This is a genomic window from Psychrobacter sp. NPDC078501 (assembly GCF_044900935.1).
Taxonomy (GTDB): Bacteria; Pseudomonadota; Gammaproteobacteria; order Pseudomonadales; family Moraxellaceae; genus Psychrobacter.
The window spans coordinates 1-21,114 of the sequence record NZ_JBJDOS010000013.1; the positions used below are offsets into that span (position 1 = coordinate 1).

The 21,114-nt window shown below is 43.0% G+C and carries 18 protein-coding genes and 2 tRNA genes; 3 read left to right on the forward strand and 17 right to left on the reverse strand.

Features of this window, described 5'->3' with window-relative positions:
* From ACI2IW_RS13150 to ACI2IW_RS13220, 15 genes are all read right to left on the reverse strand, one after another.
* The coding region (locus ACI2IW_RS13150; protein ID WP_404693905.1) for a Calx-beta domain-containing protein at nt 1–1,391 on the reverse strand (1,391 nt) is incomplete at its 3' end.
* Nucleotides 1,392–1,484: 93 nt separating this feature from the next.
* Entirely contained in the window at nt 1,485–2,459 is a 975-nt protein-coding gene (locus ACI2IW_RS13155) for an OmpA family protein (RefSeq protein ID WP_404693906.1), read from the reverse strand.
* 538 nt (nt 2,460–2,997) lie between these two features.
* Nucleotides 2,998–3,411: a PaaI family thioesterase gene (locus tag ACI2IW_RS13160; RefSeq protein ID WP_404693907.1), complete on the reverse strand. Its 414-nt coding sequence runs from the start codon at nt 3,409–3,411 to the stop codon at nt 2,998–3,000.
* A gap of 142 nt (nt 3,412–3,553) precedes the next feature.
* Nucleotides 3,554–4,096 (reverse strand): DUF3124 domain-containing protein, encoded by a 543-nt coding sequence (locus ACI2IW_RS13165; RefSeq protein WP_404693908.1) that lies wholly within the window; start codon nt 4,094–4,096, stop codon nt 3,554–3,556.
* A gap of 44 nt (nt 4,097–4,140) precedes the next feature.
* Nucleotides 4,141–4,842, reverse strand: a complete 702-nt coding sequence (locus ACI2IW_RS13170; RefSeq protein WP_404693909.1) for a potassium channel family protein — start codon at nt 4,840–4,842, stop codon at nt 4,141–4,143.
* A gap of 89 nt (nt 4,843–4,931) precedes the next feature.
* Nucleotides 4,932–6,692, reverse strand: a complete 1,761-nt coding sequence (locus ACI2IW_RS13175; RefSeq protein WP_404693910.1) for a TrkH family potassium uptake protein — start codon at nt 6,690–6,692, stop codon at nt 4,932–4,934.
* Between the two features lie 212 nt (nt 6,693–6,904).
* Nucleotides 6,905–7,843: a DMT family transporter gene (locus ACI2IW_RS13180; protein WP_404693911.1), complete on the reverse strand. Its 939-nt coding sequence runs from the start codon at nt 7,841–7,843 to the stop codon at nt 6,905–6,907.
* Between the two features lie 77 nt (nt 7,844–7,920).
* Nucleotides 7,921–9,075, reverse strand: a complete 1,155-nt coding sequence (locus ACI2IW_RS13185; RefSeq protein ID WP_404693912.1) for a flavin monoamine oxidase family protein — start codon at nt 9,073–9,075, stop codon at nt 7,921–7,923.
* A gap of 131 nt (nt 9,076–9,206) precedes the next feature.
* Nucleotides 9,207–9,629, reverse strand: a complete 423-nt coding sequence (locus ACI2IW_RS13190; protein ID WP_404693913.1) for a tetratricopeptide repeat protein — start codon at nt 9,627–9,629, stop codon at nt 9,207–9,209.
* A gap of 420 nt (nt 9,630–10,049) precedes the next feature.
* Entirely contained in the window at nt 10,050–10,538 is a 489-nt protein-coding gene (locus tag ACI2IW_RS13195) for a M48 family metallopeptidase (RefSeq protein ID WP_404693914.1), read from the reverse strand.
* Nucleotides 10,539–10,759: 221 nt separating this feature from the next.
* The gene (betT, locus tag ACI2IW_RS13200) at nt 10,760–12,805 is read right to left on the reverse strand and encodes a choline BCCT transporter BetT (protein WP_404693915.1); all 2,046 of its coding nucleotides are present in this window, start codon (nt 12,803–12,805) and stop codon (nt 10,760–10,762) included.
* 292 nt (nt 12,806–13,097) lie between these two features.
* Entirely contained in the window at nt 13,098–14,798 is a 1,701-nt protein-coding gene (gene betA, locus ACI2IW_RS13205; RefSeq protein ID WP_404693916.1) for a choline dehydrogenase, read from the reverse strand.
* Nucleotides 14,799–14,916: 118 nt separating this feature from the next.
* Nucleotides 14,917–16,419, reverse strand: coding sequence for a betaine-aldehyde dehydrogenase (gene betB, locus ACI2IW_RS13210; RefSeq protein WP_404693917.1), 1,503 nt, complete (start codon nt 16,417–16,419; stop codon nt 14,917–14,919).
* Between the two features lie 167 nt (nt 16,420–16,586).
* Complete coding sequence (locus ACI2IW_RS13215) at nt 16,587–17,156, reverse strand: TetR/AcrR family transcriptional regulator (RefSeq protein WP_404693918.1); 570 nt, start codon at nt 17,154–17,156, stop codon at nt 16,587–16,589.
* A gap of 1 nt (nt 17,157) precedes the next feature.
* Entirely contained in the window at nt 17,158–17,502 is a 345-nt protein-coding gene (locus ACI2IW_RS13220) for a multidrug efflux SMR transporter (protein WP_057761111.1), read from the reverse strand.
* A 505-nt stretch (nt 17,503–18,007) separates the two neighbouring features.
* On the opposite strand from ACI2IW_RS13220, the gene ACI2IW_RS13225 reads away from it, so the two are divergent.
* From ACI2IW_RS13225 to ACI2IW_RS13235, 3 genes are all read left to right on the forward strand, one after another.
* Nucleotides 18,008–18,083, forward strand: a tRNA-Asn gene (locus tag ACI2IW_RS13225).
* A 190-nt stretch (nt 18,084–18,273) separates the two neighbouring features.
* Nucleotides 18,274–18,603: a hypothetical protein gene (locus tag ACI2IW_RS13230; protein ID WP_057761113.1), complete on the forward strand. Its 330-nt coding sequence runs from the start codon at nt 18,274–18,276 to the stop codon at nt 18,601–18,603.
* A gap of 324 nt (nt 18,604–18,927) precedes the next feature.
* The gene (locus tag ACI2IW_RS13235) at nt 18,928–19,659 is read left to right on the forward strand and encodes a hypothetical protein (protein WP_404693919.1); all 732 of its coding nucleotides are present in this window, start codon (nt 18,928–18,930) and stop codon (nt 19,657–19,659) included.
* Nucleotides 19,660–19,770: 111 nt separating this feature from the next.
* Here the strand turns inward: ACI2IW_RS13235 and ACI2IW_RS13240 are convergent.
* Both ACI2IW_RS13240 and ACI2IW_RS13245 read right to left on the reverse strand, forming a co-directional pair.
* A tRNA-Ser gene (locus tag ACI2IW_RS13240) sits at nt 19,771–19,861 on the reverse strand.
* A 92-nt stretch (nt 19,862–19,953) separates the two neighbouring features.
* Nucleotides 19,954–21,102: a type I glyceraldehyde-3-phosphate dehydrogenase gene (locus tag ACI2IW_RS13245; RefSeq protein WP_227673244.1), complete on the reverse strand. Its 1,149-nt coding sequence runs from the start codon at nt 21,100–21,102 to the stop codon at nt 19,954–19,956.
* Between the last annotated feature and the right edge of the window lie 12 nt (nt 21,103–21,114).

Below are 21,114 nucleotides of genomic sequence, written 5' to 3' on the forward strand. Positions count from 1 at the left end.
TGGTCGGTGTCTTGACTCTCATCGCTATCATCAAAGTCGCCTAGCTGATCACCACTATCATCGACACGGTCTTCATCAACAATCGTGCCCGTGGCGCTGTCTATATTGATAGCAGCAGGAGTTGGACTATTCGTGCTAATGACAATATCAAGCACTAGGCTTTCTGATTGCTCGTAAATAGCGTCATTGACCACTGTGACATTAATGGCTGGTGCCGAGCTCTGTCCTGCGGGTATTTTGACACTTGTTCCATTGGTTAGAAAATCTTGGATATCATTTGCATTACTTAGAAATACAGTAACACCATCAATGCCAACATAGTTAATAGAAGCGATATCTGCCAATTCAATACTACTAGTATCGCTAAGTTTTACATCAACTAACGTATCGAAATTACTGATTTTATTTTGTGATATGGTAAAGACTAGTCCATTATCTACCCCTTCCATTGCTTGCCCATCAGTGGCGATAATCTTGACCGCGGGTATATCATTACCTGTCGTTGGATTGTTAGGATCGATAGGTGTCGTTCCATCGGTTGTACCATTATCATAAATAATTGTATCTACTGTATCCTTACTAGAGTTAATAGTAGCTCTACCAGCAGTCACACTCGTTATAGTAACTGTAAAACTCTCAACGCCTTCATACACATCATCATTGACAATCGGCACACTAAAATCAATAGAAGTCTGCCCAGCCGGTATCGTGACTGTCTGGGTAATTGGCGCGCTATAGTCACCACCATCAGCAGATCCAGGTGTAATCGTGACTGTTATCGTGGTGTCCGTGACACTCGCTTTATCAAGGGTGACCGTATACAGCGCAGTGTTCGATTCGTTGGCAGCATTGGCTTCGCTAAGGGTTGTAACGCCACTGAGACTAAGAATAGGAGCAGGTTCAATAGGCTCATCGTCATCACCGCCTCCACTACTGAGACCTACTACCAAACCAGCCAAACCAAGTCCTGCTGCTGCAGGTATCCACCAAGGTATCGCCGCTGCTATATATTCAGTTCCACCTAATGCCTGACCTTCAACATCTCCTGTCTCTAGCTGCGTGACATAATCGTAAGTCTCACCAGTATCTGGAATATAGTAATAATACTCACCATCTTCAGCGATGCCTAGCAATGCGCTGTCTGCTTCGTCGTAGAAGCCTTCTATAATAAGATCACTCTCTTTACCATCTTCTTCGAATGAGATGTGTAAATCATTTTTTAGACGTTTGGTAATAATATGATTGGGTGCACGACCGATTGCCGCATCATGAAACTCGTAATTCACTTTATCCATAGCTTTAATAATGGTAGGTTTACCATCTTTGGTCACCACTTGTACTTGAGCTACAGTTTGAGTCGCATCGTTAGTTTTAACAATAATAGTATTCATATGCTTCTTTACCTTCGATTTTTTAATTCAAATAATATAGATTGATATATATTCATATTAGGCAGGTTTGGTTGCCGCAGAGTAATACCATTATTAGTTACGTACGCGCTCTTCAACCACAGCAACAACGCGGCGATTAAGTTGACGACCGTCTACGGTATCATTGCTTGCTCGTGGTCGCGACTCTCCATAGCCAATAGCACTTATACGATCAGAAGCAATACCAAACTCAGTAATCAGTACTTCTTTCACTGCATTAACTCGGCGCTGCGATAAATCTTGGTTATAGTTATCTTTGCCTCGACTGTCGGTGTGTCCTTCAATGGTCACCACTGTATTTGGGTACTGTCGCATAAACTCTACTAATTCAGTGGCTTTTGAATAGTATTCTGGACGTACTACAGCTTTATCTGTTTCAAATAGTATCTCTAGATCAATTGTCATTTTTTCAGCAACAGGTGTACTTGAGGTTTCCGTAACGATAGGCAGGTTTACTACAGGTGCAACTACAGGTAGCGGACAGTTAGGAACAACACGACTAATTTGGTGAGACTGATAGCGTTTTTTCGAAAGTAACTGTGATGCACTATTAGCAGTTATCTGCTCTAAGGCACTTTGACCTTTTTCATTCATGTTTACGTGAAAAAAGTAAGTTTGACCACCTACTAAAGTATAATCTTTTGTATTTGCCAATAAATTATTGTCTTTGAAACCTGTTGCATGAGTACTCAACTTATTTATACCGACGCATGACTCAACCGCAGTATAATTGCCTTCATGCAGGCTAACTTGGAATCTATTATTTACTGAAATATTGGCACTTGTTTGTTCAGAGTAACTATCATTTCCTCTAATAAAAACTAAACGCGTTTTATCCGATGCTACCTTATTACTTAGTATGCTATTGATATCGGTATCAACTTGATTGTTCCATGCCACCTTACTGACATGACGACTATCTCCATCATTATCAATACTACTATTGCCAGTCATAGCACAAGCCGTCATTCCAAACAAAAATATCGGTAAGGTAATAGTGCTAATAGTTTTTTTAAGTACACTTTCCATAGTTAATTCCTAACTCATAGTTATCTAAATCATGTGACAATATTCACGTAAACTTTATGTTACCTATTTTTACGTATTTATACTAGGAAGAACAAACCATGTAATCGACCGTTCATCATATTATTTGATGTACATAAGTCAATTATTTATAAGATTAGTATTTGATTTTTAAGCTGGAACCGTGATACAGATAGAAGAGTCACATTATTTAAATAAACAATAGTTTCTTATAAATCATTAGAAATTCCGAACTAGTAGTACTCAAAAATTACAAAAATACATTTTATCTTATTATTATTTTTAATAAGTCTTATAAATTTTACTACTAGTATAAAGTTAAATAATTGACCAAAGCAAACGATATGTATTGCGTAGACTCACGCCAGCTTTTATCAATCTGATTGATTAAACCATTCTAATTAGATGTAATATTTCGACATGACATACTCAGCCATTAAGCTTTTAAGATATGACATGCGCTATTTTAACGATGCCAAATGCTCGTTGCTTAAGAGATAAAATACTATGATAGGAGGTTTTAAGTACGCTTAGGCGGCACTGAATACGTGCCAACCACATGAGCCACCATATCATCAGAGCCTTCTGAATAAAGAGAGACTTCGCCCACTATCAACGTGCGTCCTACTTTCATCAAAGTACATTCGGCGATAATACGCGCACTTGCTGATGGCTTACGCAAGAAATTGATGGTCAAACTCGTCGTCACCGTTAATGGGACAATACCGATTCTTCCGAGTATCGCCACATAAATGGCAACATCAGCGACGGCCATCATGACCGGTCCCGAAACTGTGCCACCGGGACGCAGCTCGTTTATGCCAATCTCGTGCGATAAGGTCGCGCCTTTTTCGTTGACCGTCTCGACGACGCATTTGGTTTGGGGAAACTCCAATGCCATAAAGGCGCTGATTTCTTCTTTGGTTGCAGACATAACTCTTCCTTGAATTGAACTGTCCATGTTGATTCGTTTAATACATTTATACGATCATTGCTAGTTAGCAAAATAGCAAATATTTTTACCTATACTACGGTGCTCTCTTAATGCTCTGAACTACGTACCGACTATACATATCTCAATGTATTACGGGCGTGCCTTCTGTACTAAAGGCAAATCCTTTATTGCTAAAGTTACCGATCATGACCGCTTCTATCACTGGTCTGACGGTTTCATCCACACCTTCGACTTCGATAATAAAGTTGGCACCAGAACCACCTTTGTCCTCTTCTTTTTCGACGATATAGTTCAGCGTTGCCATTGCTGGTAGCTCGATAGGCTTATCTAGATATGATTTGACCAATGCTCCATCTGTATCATAATAATCAATTTTATTGATATACAGTGACTTTTTGAGCGTGGTGTTACGTACACTCAGTGTGGCCGACAGTAGCACTTTGCGAGCGTCTCTATCGGTATAGATATCAGAATAAATCGGCACATAAAAGGTTTGCTTGTAACTAAACTGACTGTGATCCACGTCTGAGGTAACCTCTAGCTCCTCAATTGGGTCTTTTTGATGCTCAGACAAAAGAACGTTCGGGTCTTGCGCTGATTGATCACAACCTGACAGTAGTGCCATCATAACGATCAGTAGGACAGATATACTTCGCTTATTCATAATCATTTCCCTATACCTTCTGGTATCACTGCGATGGCAAGCTACTATTTGACTTTCACACCCACACTACGTAAGAACTGATTGATGTGTTTGTTGGCACCATAAATCACCAGTACATCGCGCTCTTGCAATACTTGCTCAGGCGTTGCCAAACCTTGAATGCTAGGCTTACTCTGCGTACGACCAAAGCTGTCTTCATAATACTCATAGCGCAACGTACTAAGCAATCGGATATTGAACTTTTGCTCTAACTGTAAGTCGTCAACAGTTTTACCAATCAGCACATTTGGAATCTTAATCTCTACCATGCTGAAGTTATCGCTTAATTCAAACGAATCGACAAAATAGCGTAGTGACAGACGCTTGGCCCAGCGATTGGCCGCTTCTTTTTCAGGGTGAATCAAATCATCCACGCCAATAGCTTGTAGGACTTTTTCGTGTAGCGGATTGATACTACGGCTGATCAAACGTTTGGCTTTTAACGTCTTAAATAGCGCTGTTGCCATAACATTGGCACCTTGATCTTCGCCAATCGCCACAATGACAATATCGGTATCAACGATTGGTAATCCGCTAACCGTATACTCGTCCGTGGCATCCATACACAGCGTATGAGAAATCACTTCTTTGTAAGCTTCAACCCGTTGCATACTACTATCAATAGCAATTACTTCATGCCCCTGACTGGTCAATGCCGAGCCCAGTGATGCACCGAAATTTCCTAGTCCTACGATGATGTACTTCATAACTTAAACAACCTTTTTTAATATTTTTTGCTATTTATTGAGAACGACACAGTCTGTTTGCGACGGATTAGTTAACTGTTTGCGATGAATTAGTTAATCGTAATCTCTTCCGTAGGATAGCGATAATTGCGTTGACGCATATTTTTTAGCAGTGCGATAAATATCGTCAGCATACTGACGCGGCCAACGAACATAATGACCGAAACCACTATTTTACTAAAATCTGATAAGTCTGCTGTCAGGTTTAAACTTAGCCCCACCGTGCTATACGCTGAGAAACACTCAAATACCACTTTAATCAAATCAAGCTCTGGCTGATCATAACTGATGAGCGTCACGCCCGTACCGATGACCAGTAGCGACAGCCACATAATAGAAAACGCGCGGCGAACGGAAATCTCAGCAATCTCTCGTTTAAAAACTTCTATTTTGGTCTGACCACGCGCTAGACTCAATGTATTCAATAGCGCAATCGCAAAGGTACTGGTCTTGATACCCCCACCTGTCGAGTTTGGCGAAGCACCAATCCACATCAAAAATATCGTCAGCATCACCGTTGGAAAAGTCAGCTCACCCATATCAATGACATTAAATCCTGCCGTACGCGGGGTAGCCGCCGTAAAGAACCCTGTTACGAGCTTGCCAAGAAAACTGGTATGGTCAGCGAGCACATTATTGTATTCAAATATCATCACGCCGATCAGACCGACTAGCAATAACGCGCCTGTTGTAATCAAAGTAATACGGCTATTGATATTGAGCAACCAAGGCTGATAAATATAGCGCTGGTCATGACGATATATCAGCCGCTGCGCACGATGACGCAAATATCTCAGTACATTGACCACGATGGTGAAACCCATGCCACCAAAGATAAATGTCATGGCAATGATAAGCTGTAGTGGATAATTAAAACGGAGCGACTCGTCATACAAGCCCGCACTAAAGGTAGAAAACCCCGCATTACAAAAAGCAGAAATCGCATGAAAGACAGAAAAGAATAATTGCTCAGACCAATCCATATCGGGGATGTCGTAGATACTAATATAAATCAATGCAGCCGCCACTGCCTCGACGGCAAAGGTGACGTACAAGATAGACTTGAGGGTCGACACCACATTACCCATACCGCGCATATAAGACATCTCGCTGATGCTTGCTTGCGTCTCATAGCTGACACCGCCTTTAAAAAAGTAACTAAAATAGGTCACAAAGGTCAAAATACCTAAGCCGCCAATTTGTATCAGCCCCATGATGATGACTTGACCGAAAGTCGTAAAATAGGTCGCCGTATCCACTACGATAAGCCCTGTTACGCAGACCGCGCTAGTCGCAGTAAAAAGCGCATCAACAAAAGACAGTGGCTGCGTCGTCGCATTGGGCATCATCAATAGCAATGCACCAACCAGCACTACGACTAAAAAGCTTAGAATAAAAAACTGCGCAGGGTGTAGAAAGGTACGATTGAGATTAAAATTATGATCGGAGAGTTCGCGGACGAAGGTGACAAACACCGCTATCTTTATCGCGACAAAGCCATCAACGGCAGCGGACAGGCCCGAGCGTACTAAGTCTGTGAAATGTGCGGTCAATAAAACGATAATGGCAATGCTAGTCAGTGCGTCAAAGACAGCGACTTTATTGAAGGTTAATGGTTTTTTGGTATAGATATAACGACCAGCGGTCACCATAAAGCTGAGAAAGATAATGACCAAATAGAAAATATGGAATACTTGCTGGAGCCAAGTTGGTAGTGTAAAACCACTATCTAACAAGGCAATCGCTACCCCGATGACACTAATAAGAATCGTAAAATTGTTTAATAACCGATAACGCGTGGCTGCATTCATAGCCTGATTCCATGACAACGATAACCACGATACTTATACTCCTTTTTTATCATATCCACAAAAAGTGATTTAAGTTAATCGTAACCAATTATTGAGTCATAGCAGCTATTGATAAGCTAGATACTGATAATCAGAGCGAGATAAGAAGCACCCATTAGGCAGTAACGGTTTTAATAACTCTATAGTTTAATGCTGTCGCCTATACACACTTATTAAACCTCTTCTTTTACTTTTGCTATTTTTACACCGCCCCATGTGACTAATGCCACGCCAATCGCAATTAAAGTAGCGCCTAAAAATAAACCTTCTGGAGGACTTTCCCCTTGCAAAAAAATAGCAACGGGTACGCCGACAATGGCCCCTACCGCACCTAACAAACTCAGTAACACAGGACCACCTGTCTTTTGCAATAGGAATAACAGTAAAAACTGTCCAGCAAATACGCCTGCTTGTGTAGCTATCATGCTTAGCGGCAACCAATTCTCTAAAGGTACAGCAATAGAGAAGTCTGAGATCATACCGAATAAACCTAGCAGCATCGCTGCCGCAAGCAACATACCTGGAGCGAGTGCACCAGAAGACGCATTATCAGGCCAGCGTAACGTCCGATATATATTGCCAATAGCGAGTAGCACTGGACCACAAAGCGCGATTAAAATCCAAAACACACTAGAATCTGGCGCCGTGAATTGATGTACGACTAATGCTCCTGCCCCGATGAGTGCCGCGATGACCCCAAGCGCACGGACAATATAAAATTGCTCTATACGTAGTAACAGCGCACCAAGATAAGTTAGCAGTGGCGGCAATGAAAGGATTAAGGCGACGAAACCTGCGCCCACATGAGGAATAGCAGAAAATAATAGCAAGTTGGCGGCCGCAACACTGACAAGCGCCGCGACAAAGTAATACTCTAAGCTGCGCGCATTAAGAGGAGGGAGTTCTTTTTTGATGAGCGCTACTAGTAATAAAATAACAGCAGCACCAGTAATCGACCAAAACAAAAATCCTAATGGGGTCAGACCGACATCGATAGCGTACTTTGCCACATTGGTCGAGATACCAGTGAGTGCGCCGCCTGCCAGTAGACAAACAAAAGGCACCAGCCAAGTGGTCTTTTGAGTACTGGTTTGTTTGAGCGAGTCATTCATCGACTATCCTATTGGATGACGAATTTTCTTAGTCATGTTGGATGGCTTTTGTATAGCTTACAACAGCACCCTCATAGCTACTGGCATAAAATGTCAGCAGGTAAGCTTTGTACAGCGACGGTTGCTGCATCAATTGCCCCAGCGACATAGCCAGAGAACTGCGCTGACCACTCACTACCACAACCTGTTAGACAGTTTTGCCACATGCCAGTTTTTGGTTTGGACGGCGGTGCTACTGCATGCTGACCGTTGCCGCTGGCATCAGCAGGCATCGCTGTTAATGGATCCTGTGCCCAGTCTTTAAGATATTCAGCTTTTGGAGTACTTGCCTGCTCACCAAATAGTCGCACTAACTGCGCACGGCAATGTTCTTTTAGCACCGTATCAGAAACGCTCTGACGTACTTGTGCAGGAACACCGAAGAAGCCAAACAACGCTCCGTCACTCTCTAGCGTAGAAGCATCATGTATCTCAGTAAGCGGCCCTATCGCACTGCGCGTGGCACCCGAGAGACCAGCATCTCGCCAAAATGGTGACTCATAAACAGCGACGTATTTGGCATGGGGCGCCATCCAAGTGGCTGTCTCGCGCCACTGTTCACTTAAGTCTTGCGGTAGTGCTGGCTGAAATGCTATCCGACCTTCTACCAATCGAGGCGGTAACGCAAGTAGCACATGCTGCGCACGGAACGTCGTCACATGTCCGGTCACATGTCCAGAAGTATCTTCACTCTGTACTTCAATATATTGAGACGTCTTGTTCAACTGCCTTACCGTTTGACTGGTTATAATACAACTAGCATCTAAACGAGCATATAGCGCCTCAATTAAAGCGGCCATACCACCGACTAGCCGCATAGAAGGTGGTGCGCTTTTATAACCTTGCATACGCACAGGTGGCTGGTTGACAGCCCGCTCAACCATCATATCGCCTTCTTCGAACTGCGCAAAACGTGATAAATCTAACGACTCAATAAGCGTACTTAACTGCGTTTGATAATCTGGCCAAAACCAAGACGGTCCTAAATCAAATGCCGCGCTTGATTCTGCTTGATCGATATCAGTACTGTTATTAGCAGCATGCGCATCTAGATATTTAGCAACTGCAATGCGACCACCCAAGGTATCACGAGCCTCTAGCAGTCTATACGCTATGCCCTTTTGCTCTAATAAAAAGGCGGCATATAATCCACTCAGCCCACCACCAACGATTACCACAGGTATATCTTGCATATCGGATTACCCTATTTATAGTCGGTTCAATATAACTTGGATACAAGGAAGCCGAGTGAAAGTAGTACAAGTAGTAAGCTAGGCGAGACTGGCACCGTACTTAATTTGTAGAGGATTGACTATAATCAAAACTACTCTGCCAATAGCTTAGTAAGCATCTCATCAATCTCAACCTTGAACTCTTTGTCTTCAATTTTATTGGCTGTGACTTTGGCATTTTGTAGGCTTTGGATAGCGGCTTCTTTTTCACCTGTCTCAAGCTGTAGCACCGCCATAGAAAAAGCAATCGATGACATATGGTCTTTTGAGTTAATGGCAGTAGCCTTGGCCAATGCTTTGTCATAAATCACTAGTGCTGCGTTTAAATCTTCTGTAAAGTCAGCAAGCGTTTCCCACTGCTCTGGATGATCTTTGTCAGTGTTTTCGTTGTCAGTACAGATGGCCTTTAGTTCAGCATACAGCGAATCAAATTTTTCTTGATTTCCTCTGCGATCCGCTTCTAATAATTCTTCAGCTAAGGTGTAAATGGCTTTATATATTTTGGTATTAATCATTGCTTACAACCTTTTATTGACTTGGGGTATGGATTATTTGGTTAGGATTATAACGTAATTCTATGGCGTGTCCTCATTTTAAAAATGGTGATAAAAATGAGATAAATTGCAGTCAAACAAGGAAAATAGCGCAGATAATATCGGGATATTAACCAGCTATTTAACGATGTTTGGCAAAATTTAGCCATTTTTAGCCCGTTTAGATATGATCAATTGAATTGAGGACACGCCCTAGCGGCTCAGATGATTGCCACAGAAAAGGACACGATATTTATATGGCTGTTATTAAGGTTGCTATTCATACTATAGTCGATTCAATTTAAAAGTAGTACAAGGCAACCAAGTGCAAGTTATATATTAGTATGCTTAGCGAGGATGACGATGATGTAGCGGATTTATATAGACTTGACTATATTAGGGTTACAACTCGCGCCAGTGCAGCCACAGTCGCGTATCCAACTCAAGTTGATGATACTCAGGCTCCATATGGCAGCATAATTGATAAAACGCTTTGTTATGCTCATGCTCTTTGAAATGGGCAAGCTCGTGCACGACAATCATGCGCAAAAATTCAGGCGGCGCTTCTTGAAACAAGCTCGCTACCGTGATGCTGTTGTGCGATTTGAGCTTACTGCCCTGTACGCGCGATTGCGTCGTATGGATACCTAGGGCATGTTTTAAAACCTTGAGCTTACTGCTATAACTGACATTTGATAGCTGACCAATCTTACGCATGTATTGGGTTTTTATCTCATTTATATACTGATAGAGCGCTTTGTCGCTTTGGATTTGATGCTGAGTCGGGTACTTTTTTTCCAGATACTCGCCCAACCTACCATCAGTTATAAGCTGAGCAGCTTGAGTTTGAATCTGCTCTGAGTAATGCGCTATGTACTTTAATTTGCTCACAAGTGTATCCTTTGCTAATACGTAGATGCGTATCAGTCGATCAATTTAATCTTAATGAATTTTACCTTATATTTGCGGTATTTGTTTGCCACTTATTTGGGATATACCCTCAACTCAAACGACAGTTATTTATAAATAGTTAGTCATAAAAAAACCCCATAAGCTGCGTGCAACTTATGGGGATACTGTTACTGATAGTTTCACTTAAAAAGTGTACCTAATTAACGCTCTAAATGCAGATACTGCAAATGACGCTCGTACTGATTTAAGATATCAACCAATACCTGCTCTTTTGAGTAGCCAACCAAGTCATACTCTTGCGAGCCTTCGCTTAAGAACACTTCCGCACGGTAGTAGTACTCTGCGTGCTTGGTAGATGTGCTCAATGTAAAGTTAGGACGATGCGCTTTAATCAGATTGACTTCATAAATAAAGTCATCTTCATCGCCATGACCGACACGCAGTTTTAGACCGTCTACCTGACCACTATCTTGATCCATGCCTGCATCGATACCTTCACCGATACTAGCAAGGTTTTTGGTATCTAACGAAGTTTTGAGACCACCTGCTTTAAACTCTTTTTCGACCTCAGACATCGCTGGCATCACAACCGTATGCAAGAATTTTTCAACCTGTGCATGGCCTGGGAAGCTCACAATACGTTGCAAGCGCGCTTTCCAGCTCTTCCCGCTGTCCAACACATTTGCCGTGCCGATTGTACTGGCTTTACGCTTGTTGCCTTCTTCTTTTAGCGACTTCCACATAGACATCATGTAAAGCACAAGAATGATAGAGAATGGCAAGCCTGCAATGACAGAGACAGATTGCAATGAGGCAAAACCACCTGCAAATAGCAGTCCTAACGTAATAAGACCAGTGGCTGCTGCCCAAAACAGACGTAACCAAACCGGAGCATCGGTATCATTGGTCATACCTCTTGAACTCAAGTTCGCTAATACTAACGCGCCTGAGTCAGCAGAAGTCACAAAGAAAATAAGACCAATAACCACACCAGCAAATGACAATACTTCACTATAAGGGAAGTACTCAAACAGTGCAAACATGCCCATTGCCGCATCATTGACCGCGATTTCGCCAAGCTCTGTTGCGCCATTGGCAACCAAATCTATCGCTGAATTACCAAAAATAGAGAACCATGCGAAGATAAAACCAAGCGGAATAAACATCACGCCAAATACAAACTCGCGCAACGTACGGCCACGGCTAATACGTGCGATAAATAGACCTACAAATGGTGCCCAAGCAACCCACCATGCCCAGAAAAATATTGTCCACCAAGATTTCCACTCGGCACCAGCAGCACCGTCATAAGCATAAACGTCAAAGGTTTTATAAATGATGGTTTGGAAATATTGACCGATATTTTGAGTAAAGGTATTTAATAGATACACCGTATTGCCCATTACCAATATGGCAAGCAACAACAGTATTGACGACAGCATGTTGAATTCAGATAGACGACGAACGCCTTTTTCGACACCTGTCATCGCAGAGATAGCAGCAGCAGCGACAACGCCGACGATGATGAGCGCCTGAACCGTTTTGCTAGATTCGATACCGAACACATGGGTCAAGCCAGCATTTGCCTGTAATACCCCAATACCCAAACTGGTCGCAATACCCATCAACGTACAGACGACGCCGAAGGTATCAATACCATCGCCTAACCAACCTTTGATTAAGCGTTCACCAAATATCGGTGTCAGCGGCGAGCGTAGTGCGAGCGGCATGTTTTTGCGATAAGCAAAGTAAGCCAGCGCCATACCGATCAGCGCATAAATACCCCAACCATGCAGACCCCAGTGCAAGAAAGTCTGAGCAAGTGCTTCGCGCATGGCCTCAGCACTCGCAGGCTCTAGGCCTGTATGTGGGGTCAAATAATGCATTAAAGGCTCAGAAGCACCAAAGAACAACAGGTCAATACCGATACCCGCTGAGAACAGCATGGCCGCCCACGCTAAAAACGGAAATTGTGCTTTTTCGTGGTCTTGACCAAGCTTTATATCGCCATACTTAGAAAAACCAACAAACAATGCAAAGATACTATAAGCGGCAACCACCAACATGTAATACCAGCCAAACTTGTCTGATACCCAAGTCATGCTCGCGCTCAACAAGGCCTCACTATAATCTGGAAAAGCGATGGTCCAGATTATCAATAAAATAGAAATAATAGCTGAGCCCAAAAACACCGTTTTGTTTAGGGTCAGAGGTTTCGTCACATCTTGTGATGGCGAACTGTACATAAAAGACCTCAATAGGTAAATTAAACAGGGTCCGATATTGCTTTGTCCGGCATCGTCTAATAGTAGACTGATGATCTATAACCGTATAACGTGGAACCAACCGCATGACGGACAAAGCAGTACCAATAAATAAAAAGCTAATAAAATTATAAACAAATTCAACCTGAACGGTATTCATTATTCTAATACGTTAGCGCTGATAGAAAAGGCCTCTACTTGGAAAGGCCTTTTGGTTAAAATTTTCTCATATCGTTATTTATTCAGTATCCTGCATGCAGGCTTATATCGCAGCCTACACCGTCGAGAGATAATCACGCATTGGCTCTGAGCGCAGCGGTGCACCATTAGCCACGTAATAATCTGCCGTTGAACGTGGCAGCTGTACGCCTCTCATCTTGTCGACGATTTTTTCGGCGAGCATAATAGTCGTGGCATTGAGATTACCACTAATAATGTTTGGCATGATAGATGCATCGACGACTCGCAAGCCATCAATACCATGTACCAGACCTTCGCCATTCACTACCGAATCGTTATCTTCACCCATCGCACAGGTACAAGATGGATGATAAGCCGTCTCACTATGATTACGTACGTATTCATCTAACTGAGCGTCGGTGACCAGATCATCGGTCGGTGCAATCGCGCGACCACGATAAGGATCGAGCGCTGGCTGATGCATGATCTCACGCGTGATACGCATTGCAGCACGGAACTCTTGCCAGTCTTGATCATGTGACATGTAGTTAAACAGGATACTTGGATGTGCTTTTGGATCACGTGATTTTAGCTTGACGCGGCCACGGCTTGGTGAGCGCAGTGAGCCGACGTGTGCTTGGAAGCTATGTGTTTTCACCGCACTGCGGCCATCGTAGCGTACAGCTAGTGGCAAGAAATGATACTGAATATTTGGATGGGTAAACTTCTCATCCGTACGGATGAAACCGCCACCTTCGAATTGGTTAGATGCACCAAGACCTGTGCCATTGAATAACCATTCTGCACCAATCGCAGGCTTATTCCACCATTTATTGGCAGGCGCGATTGACACTGGCAGTTTACATTCATACTGCATATACAGCTCTAGATGGTCTTGCAAATTATTACCGACACCTGGCAGATCCAATATTTCAGTCACGCCAGCATCTTTTAACCACTGACCAGGACCGATACCTGAACGCTGCAATAGTTGCGGTGAGGCAATCGCACCAGAAGAGACAATCACTTCACGAGCGGCATGGAAATTTTTGGTCTGGCCTTCGTGCTCGACTTTGACACCGACAGCGCGTTTGCCGTCAAATAAAATTACGTCAGTCAATGCACCTGTCAAAATCGTAATATTGCTACGTGGTTTGGCACGGTCAAGATAGCCGCGAGCCGTTGAAGCACGGCGACCATTAGGCGTCACGAATCGATCCATCGGACCAAAACCTTCTTGCTGATAGCCGTTTAGATCTTCGGTACGTGGATAGCCCGCTTGTACGCCCGCTTCAATCATAGCTTGGAACAGTGGATTGACTCCTGGCTTTGAGGTAGTCATTTCAACAGGACCGCCCACGCCATGATAGTCATTTTCGCCAGCGTCACAGTTTTCTAGCTTTTTAAAATAAGGCAGGCAATCAGAATACGTCCAGTCCGATAGGCCTTTTATCTTAGACCAATCATCAAAATCTAGCGCATTACCACGGATGTAGCACATACCGTTAATCAATGATGAGCCACCTAGCCCTTTACCGCGGCCACAGTCCATGACACGGTTATTCATGTATGGCTCAGGGTCTGTCTTATAACCCCAGTTATAAGTCGTCCCTTGTAGCGGCATGGCAAGTGCAGCTGGCATTTGGGTACGGAAGTCAAAACGATAGTCTGGACGACCTGCTTCTAACAGCAGTACTTTAATACTGGCATCTTCGGTCAGACGCGTGGCCAACACATTTCCTGCTGAGCCTGCTCCAACAATAATATAGTCATACTCAGGTGTGGTTGATGTCATAACATACTCCATAATATTGAAAAAACATAAATCGTTTAGGGTCAGTAAGGTGTCCTAAAAAAGCTAAATAAAAGCTAATAAGAAACCTTACTGGCTTCGTTTTTCTCAATAAGATTGATTAAAAGACAGATTCAAACGCACCCAACTCTACTTGGATAGATTTGGTCTGAGTATAGTGTTCGAGCGCTTCGATACCGTTTTCGCGGCCGATACCAGAATGCTTATAGCCGCCTACTGGCATTTGTGCTGCCGACTCACCCCACGTATTCAACCAGCATATGCCAGCTTCGATCTGAGCGATGACTCGATGCGCGCGTTTTAGATCTGCAGTCACAACCCCAGCTGCCAAGCCGTAATCGGTATCATTGGCACGGCGAATGACTTCTTCTTCGGTCTCGTACGTCAATATCGACATCACTGGGCCAAAGATTTCTTCGCGTACGATAGTCATATCATCTGTGCAATCAGTAAATACTGTCGGTGCGACAAATGCGCCATTTGCAAGCTCGTTCGTTGTAACGCGCTCGCCACCTGTTAGCAGACGTGCGCCGCCTTTTTTACCTTGTTCAATATAGCCAAGCACGCGCTCCATATGCGGGAAGCTAACTAGCGGACCCATATTGATGTTCTCATCCATAGGATCGCCTAGCTTAATACGCTCAACACGAGTTAAGATGGCTTGCTCAAAATTCGCTTGTAGCGCTTTAGGAACAAATACGCGCGTACCATTGGTACATACCTGACCAGTACTATAGAAGTTGGCCATCATAGCGATGTCAGCAGCCGTATCGATATCTGCGTCATCAAATATGATCAAAGGTGATTTACCGCCAAGCTCTAAAGTTACGTCTTTTAGAGATGAGCTTGCTGCACTTGACATGACTTTTTTACCAGTCGGTACGCCACCTGTGAACGATACTTTTGCAATATCTGGGTGTTCAGTTAGCGCCTGACCCACTTCATAGTTACCTTGTACCACGTTAAACACACCGTCTGGCAATCCAGCTTCTGTCAATATTTCTGCCAGTTTTAATGCCGTCAATGGTGTCACTTCTGATGGCTTAAAAATCATCGCATTACCAGCAGCCAGTGCAGGTGCTGCTTTCCACATCGCGATTTGAATCGGATAGTTCCATGCGCCAATACCTGCGACCACGCCAAGTGGCTCACGGCGAGTATAGACAAAGCTAGTATCACGTAATGGAATCTGACGACCTTCAATCATCGGTGCCAGCCCTGCATAGTATTCAACGACGTCAGCACCAGTGACGATATCGACGTACTTAGTTTCAGAGTAAGCTTTACCTGTATCTTTGGTCTCAAGTAGTGCCAACACATCATTGCGCTCACGCAATATCTCAACAGCCTTCGATAAAATGCGACCACGCTCGACCGCTGTCATCGCCGCCCAAACTTTTTGACCTTTATGTGCAGCTTTTACCGCCTCGTCAATCTGCTCTTTGCTGGTTTGCTGCATCGTTGTCAATACTTCACCAGTGGCTGGATTGATATCTTCAAAAGTCGCTAGCGACTCATCAACCGCTAGATAACGACCGTTGATATAGGCTGTTTGTACTTGGTCTAAATCGATAATATCTGTCACATTATTAATATCAGTCATAAATTCTCCTTAGGACGACTGGCAAAAGTAGCTATATGAAAGTACTCAGGCCGAATAGTGTCGTCGTTAGTTAAGTTTCGAAATCTAGTATTTAAGAAATTTAGTCTTTAAATAGTGAAATAAAAATTATTTTATAAATCAGCGTCATTTTATAAATCAGCATCGTTTTATGAATCAAAGTCTTGTTGTGTCATTTTTATCAGGCGATTACGTAATGACTGTTTGTCTGCGATATCGATACCTGAAAAGTCTGAGAGCCAAATACCATCAGCGACGAGGCGAACCATACATAATGTCTCGGTATTATCCGTTGCCGCATGTTTTTTGAGTTGCTCATTTGCCCACTTAGCCCATAACTCACGCAGCTCACTATCGCCTAGCATCAGCACATATAGGGTTGCTTGATTATCGTATTCTTCCTGCCCTTGCTCGCCAAGGCTGATAGTGGCATCTATATAAGCGCGGGTAAATGAACCGTACTTAACAGGATCATCAGCCATTGCTGCGTTTACTTCTGCCTCAAACTTAACCATTGCATCATTGAAGACTTCTAGCACGAGTGCGTTCTTAGTAGAAAAATGATGCATCACACCACCCTTCGTCACCCCAACCGCATCAGCGACTGCCTGAAACGTCACTTTAGATAAGCCTTGTTCCAATGTGATACGTGCTGCCTGATCTAACAACGCACGACGAATGACTTCTGGCTGTTTTTTACGCTTATAAGCATTTTCCATATCAATGCACCACAGAATTAGACAATAAGTTCATCACAACAACACCGCCAACGATCATCGCGATACCGACCACTGCTGCTGTATCAAGATTTTGCTTGAATAGCACCACACCAGCGAGTGAGGTTAGTACAATCCCAAGCCCGCCCCACAGTGCGTACGCAATGCCTAGCGGTATGGTCTTAAGCGTCTGAGCCAGTAGATAAAATGAAACCGCATAAAGCGCACCCATCATCAAAGTTGGCACCAAACGAGTGAACTGTTCTGACTTTACCAAAAAAGTCGTACCCACCACTTCGCATATAATGGCAATAGTCAGATAACCGTAAGCAATCGTAGTAGGACTCATCTTTAGAACACCCGCTTTTTTTCAACGCATGCTATGAAAAAACATAGCAAAGAAACCACATGGTCGGTATTTTATAGAACTCTACTGCCAATGTGAAGGGCTGTCTTACAACTTTATTGTGTCAAACGGCATCGCATCATCTTTATATTCAAAAATACAAGGCATCAAATCCAATTTTACTTTGCCGAATTGCTATCTGTTTCGATACTTTTATCGTTTGTCCTATGTGCCATATAAAATTTTCTGAAAATATTTCTTATTTCTAAAGCACATTTTATTTTTAAAGCACATTTATCGTCATTTTCTACTAAGCACTGCCTTGAAATAGCCTATCTGATAAGGGATTGACGTTAATTTTCAATAATTGCGATAATATTTATAATTAAACGCATAATAAGGTTGACAGCCTGTAGTGACTTGGCTAAAATGTGCCCCACATAACGCAAACAAGCTAATTAACTGCTTTAATATAAAGCGTCAATAACTTGCTGTTATGACCAGCTATTCTCCAATAGCTCAGTTGGTAGAGCAACGGACTGTTAATCCGTGTGTCCCTGGTTCGAGCCCAGGTTGGAGAGCCATATACTAAAAACCTTCATCATAATTTGATGGAGGTTTTTTTATTGCTGCGTCTTTTATATTTACTTCTAATAATATTAGCACGGCTGTGGTGTTCTTTTAGACATTTTTGTTGTATGGTAAGATTAGTTTTGATTGGGTTCGTTTTTGTTTGAGTGCTTCGCTCTTACTCACTAAAAGTAATGGTTTATTATGATACCTGTACGTATAAAAAATAAGTTTTCTGATCATCCGCAAAAAATCATGCGCCCGATTAGTATTCGTTTGTCTGAAGAAATGATTGGCCTATTAGAAACGACGTCATCAGACTTGGGCTTTAAGCGCATTCAAGGGCTTATTCGTCTTTATATTCGTCAGGGCTTGGATCGTGACCATCAGGATTATACGCTTGCCCATGATGAAGTATTCATCGAAACGCTACGTAAACGCGGCGTTAGCCAGCATATTATTGATGAAGCGATTGTAGTGACGCATAATAACAACATCACTCATCCGCTATCTGAGTTACAAGACAACGATTAAACAATTAATAGTATCGTTGCTAATTAATAGTAACGCTGCTAAATAGTATTAAAATAAAAAAGACCAAGTTTGCTAACGCGAGCTTGGTCTTTTTTTGTGGCTGTTATAAAAGTTAAAGCATTACTGATATTTCTCTAACTCTCCTCTTGTTACGCCCTGCTTCCATCTAATTTACAGTACATATAATTTTAAGCATTCCAATATATTTACAATTTTAGTTAGCCATAACTAAACACAACAGATGTTTAAAAAAGGTATATTAAGGATATAGTCGCGACTATTTATAAGGTTTCAACATAATAAAGATTTACAAGGAGGGGTACGATGACGGGCTTACATCAGCGTTTTAACAAAACTTTGTTTTCAACCATGACGGTAGCAATACTAGTGATTGCGACTGGCTGCTCATCGCCGCAGACTGATCCAAGTAAAACAACCATACCGACAGATTCAGACCAATGGCAAAAAAAGTTAGGGCAAACTTTTGAACAGTTGTCTGAGGCCGATCAACAAGTACTCAGCCGATATATGCTGCGCATGAAATTGAGCGACGCTTATGAATCAGGAGCTATGCCGCGCACCACTATTAAGCAGGCGCTAATACAACAGCGTGAATACGAGCGTCTGCATCCGAACAACCCAACGGGCAAGAAAAGCCCAATTGTCAAAGGTCAGGCGACTAATGCTACCGCACAGATGTACCCTGTCGCCCTGCTCCCTGTGAAAACCAGTGATAGCGATAGCTTAAATCAAGTCAAAATGCAGTTTATGCTATCTAATCATGGCAAAGGCGCGATAAAAAGTTTTAAAGGGACGCTGACCATGAAGGATGCCAACCTGACAAAGGGCAAAAACTTTAATGTGCCATTGACAGCCTTTGATCCACCTATCGCACCAGAGCAGTCTGGCAAGATCATTATTGAAAGCAGCATTGAGGATATCAATGTCATGCGCGCTATCAAAAATGCTAGTGGCATCACTATCGAGATTAATAAAGGTACGCTTACCTTAGCAGACGAACAGACAATCGAATTTGAAAACTCACTGGTGAAGTAGCTGTATAACTTACTATTGAGGTTTTTATAGAAGTAGAAGGTATTATTTAATACTTTTATCGATACCATAAAAAAAAGCCCCAATCAGCAATGATTGGGGCTTTTTTGAATTTGGCGGAGACGGAGAGATTCGAACTCTCGAAGGGCTATTAACCCTTGTCGGTTTTCAAGACCGGTGCATTCAACCGCTCTGCCACGTCTCCATTGGTGCATCATTATATAGATATCATTTTATAATGCAAGCCCCTAAACTAAAAAAATCTAATTAATTTTCGAATACTTGTAAATTGATGCATTATCGCTTGCTTGAGGCCAGATGTAAGCACATATCGAGCAACCTATTGGCATAGCCCCATTCGTTGTCATACCATGCAAAAACCTTATATTGACCGCCTACTTGCATAAGCTGCTGACCATCAATGATAAGCGACTCAGTCTGATGGATGAAGTCACTAGATACCAATGGCTCATCGGTATAAGCCATGATGTCATGCAAATGTGCCTGACTGGCAGATTTAAGTACCTCTCGTACTGTCTCGACATCGACATCTGGCGTATCAAATACAAAGGTGACATCAATCGCAGCCACATCGATAGTGGGCACCCGTATCGAATGACCATTTATTTTGCCGACCATGGCTGGTAGCACCCGTTCTGTCGCAGCGATACTACTGGATGTCGTTGGGATAATATTGTAGCCAGAAGCACGCGCCCGTCTGGGGTCTCGATGCGCTTGATCGAGCACCGTCTGATCGGCGGTAACCGCATGAATTTCTGTCATCATAGCGGACTTGACGCCGAACGCTTTATCCAATGTGTCAATCAGCGGCACCAGTGCCTGCGTGGTACAAGAAACGCTGGAGATAATCGGTAAATCAAGCGTGAGCGCATCTGTATTGACCCCCATAACGATACAAGCATCCACATCATCGAATGGTGCTGCACCAATGATTACTTGCTGTGCGCCTGCATGGATGTGTAGCGTCGCTTGCTCATACGAGCGAAAATGCCCAGTACACTCTAAAACCACATCGACCCCTAGCGACTGCCAAGGTAGGTTTTGTGGATTGGGCTCTGAGAGCATATTAATGCAATAGGTCAGATTGTTTTTGGTGAGACAGAGCTCAGTCTTGCTCATATCACCTGACTCACTCTCTACAATCTCAGCATTGACCCCTAATCGACTGAGGCGGCCATGTGTGCTGTCAAACTTCAATAAATGCAATAAGATATCCGCTGGCGCTAAATCATTAATTGCCACTACATGAATCGCACGGCCCAACACTTCAAAGCGCTCTAACAAAGCACGAAGTACATTGCGCCCTATACGACCAAAACCATTGATAGCCACTCTCAATGGCTGTGAGTGCTCACCAGTGGTACGATACGTCGCCGCTATCGGGTCAGAGGTCAATTGATAAGTAGCGCTCGAAAAATCAGGCATAACATCGGACAT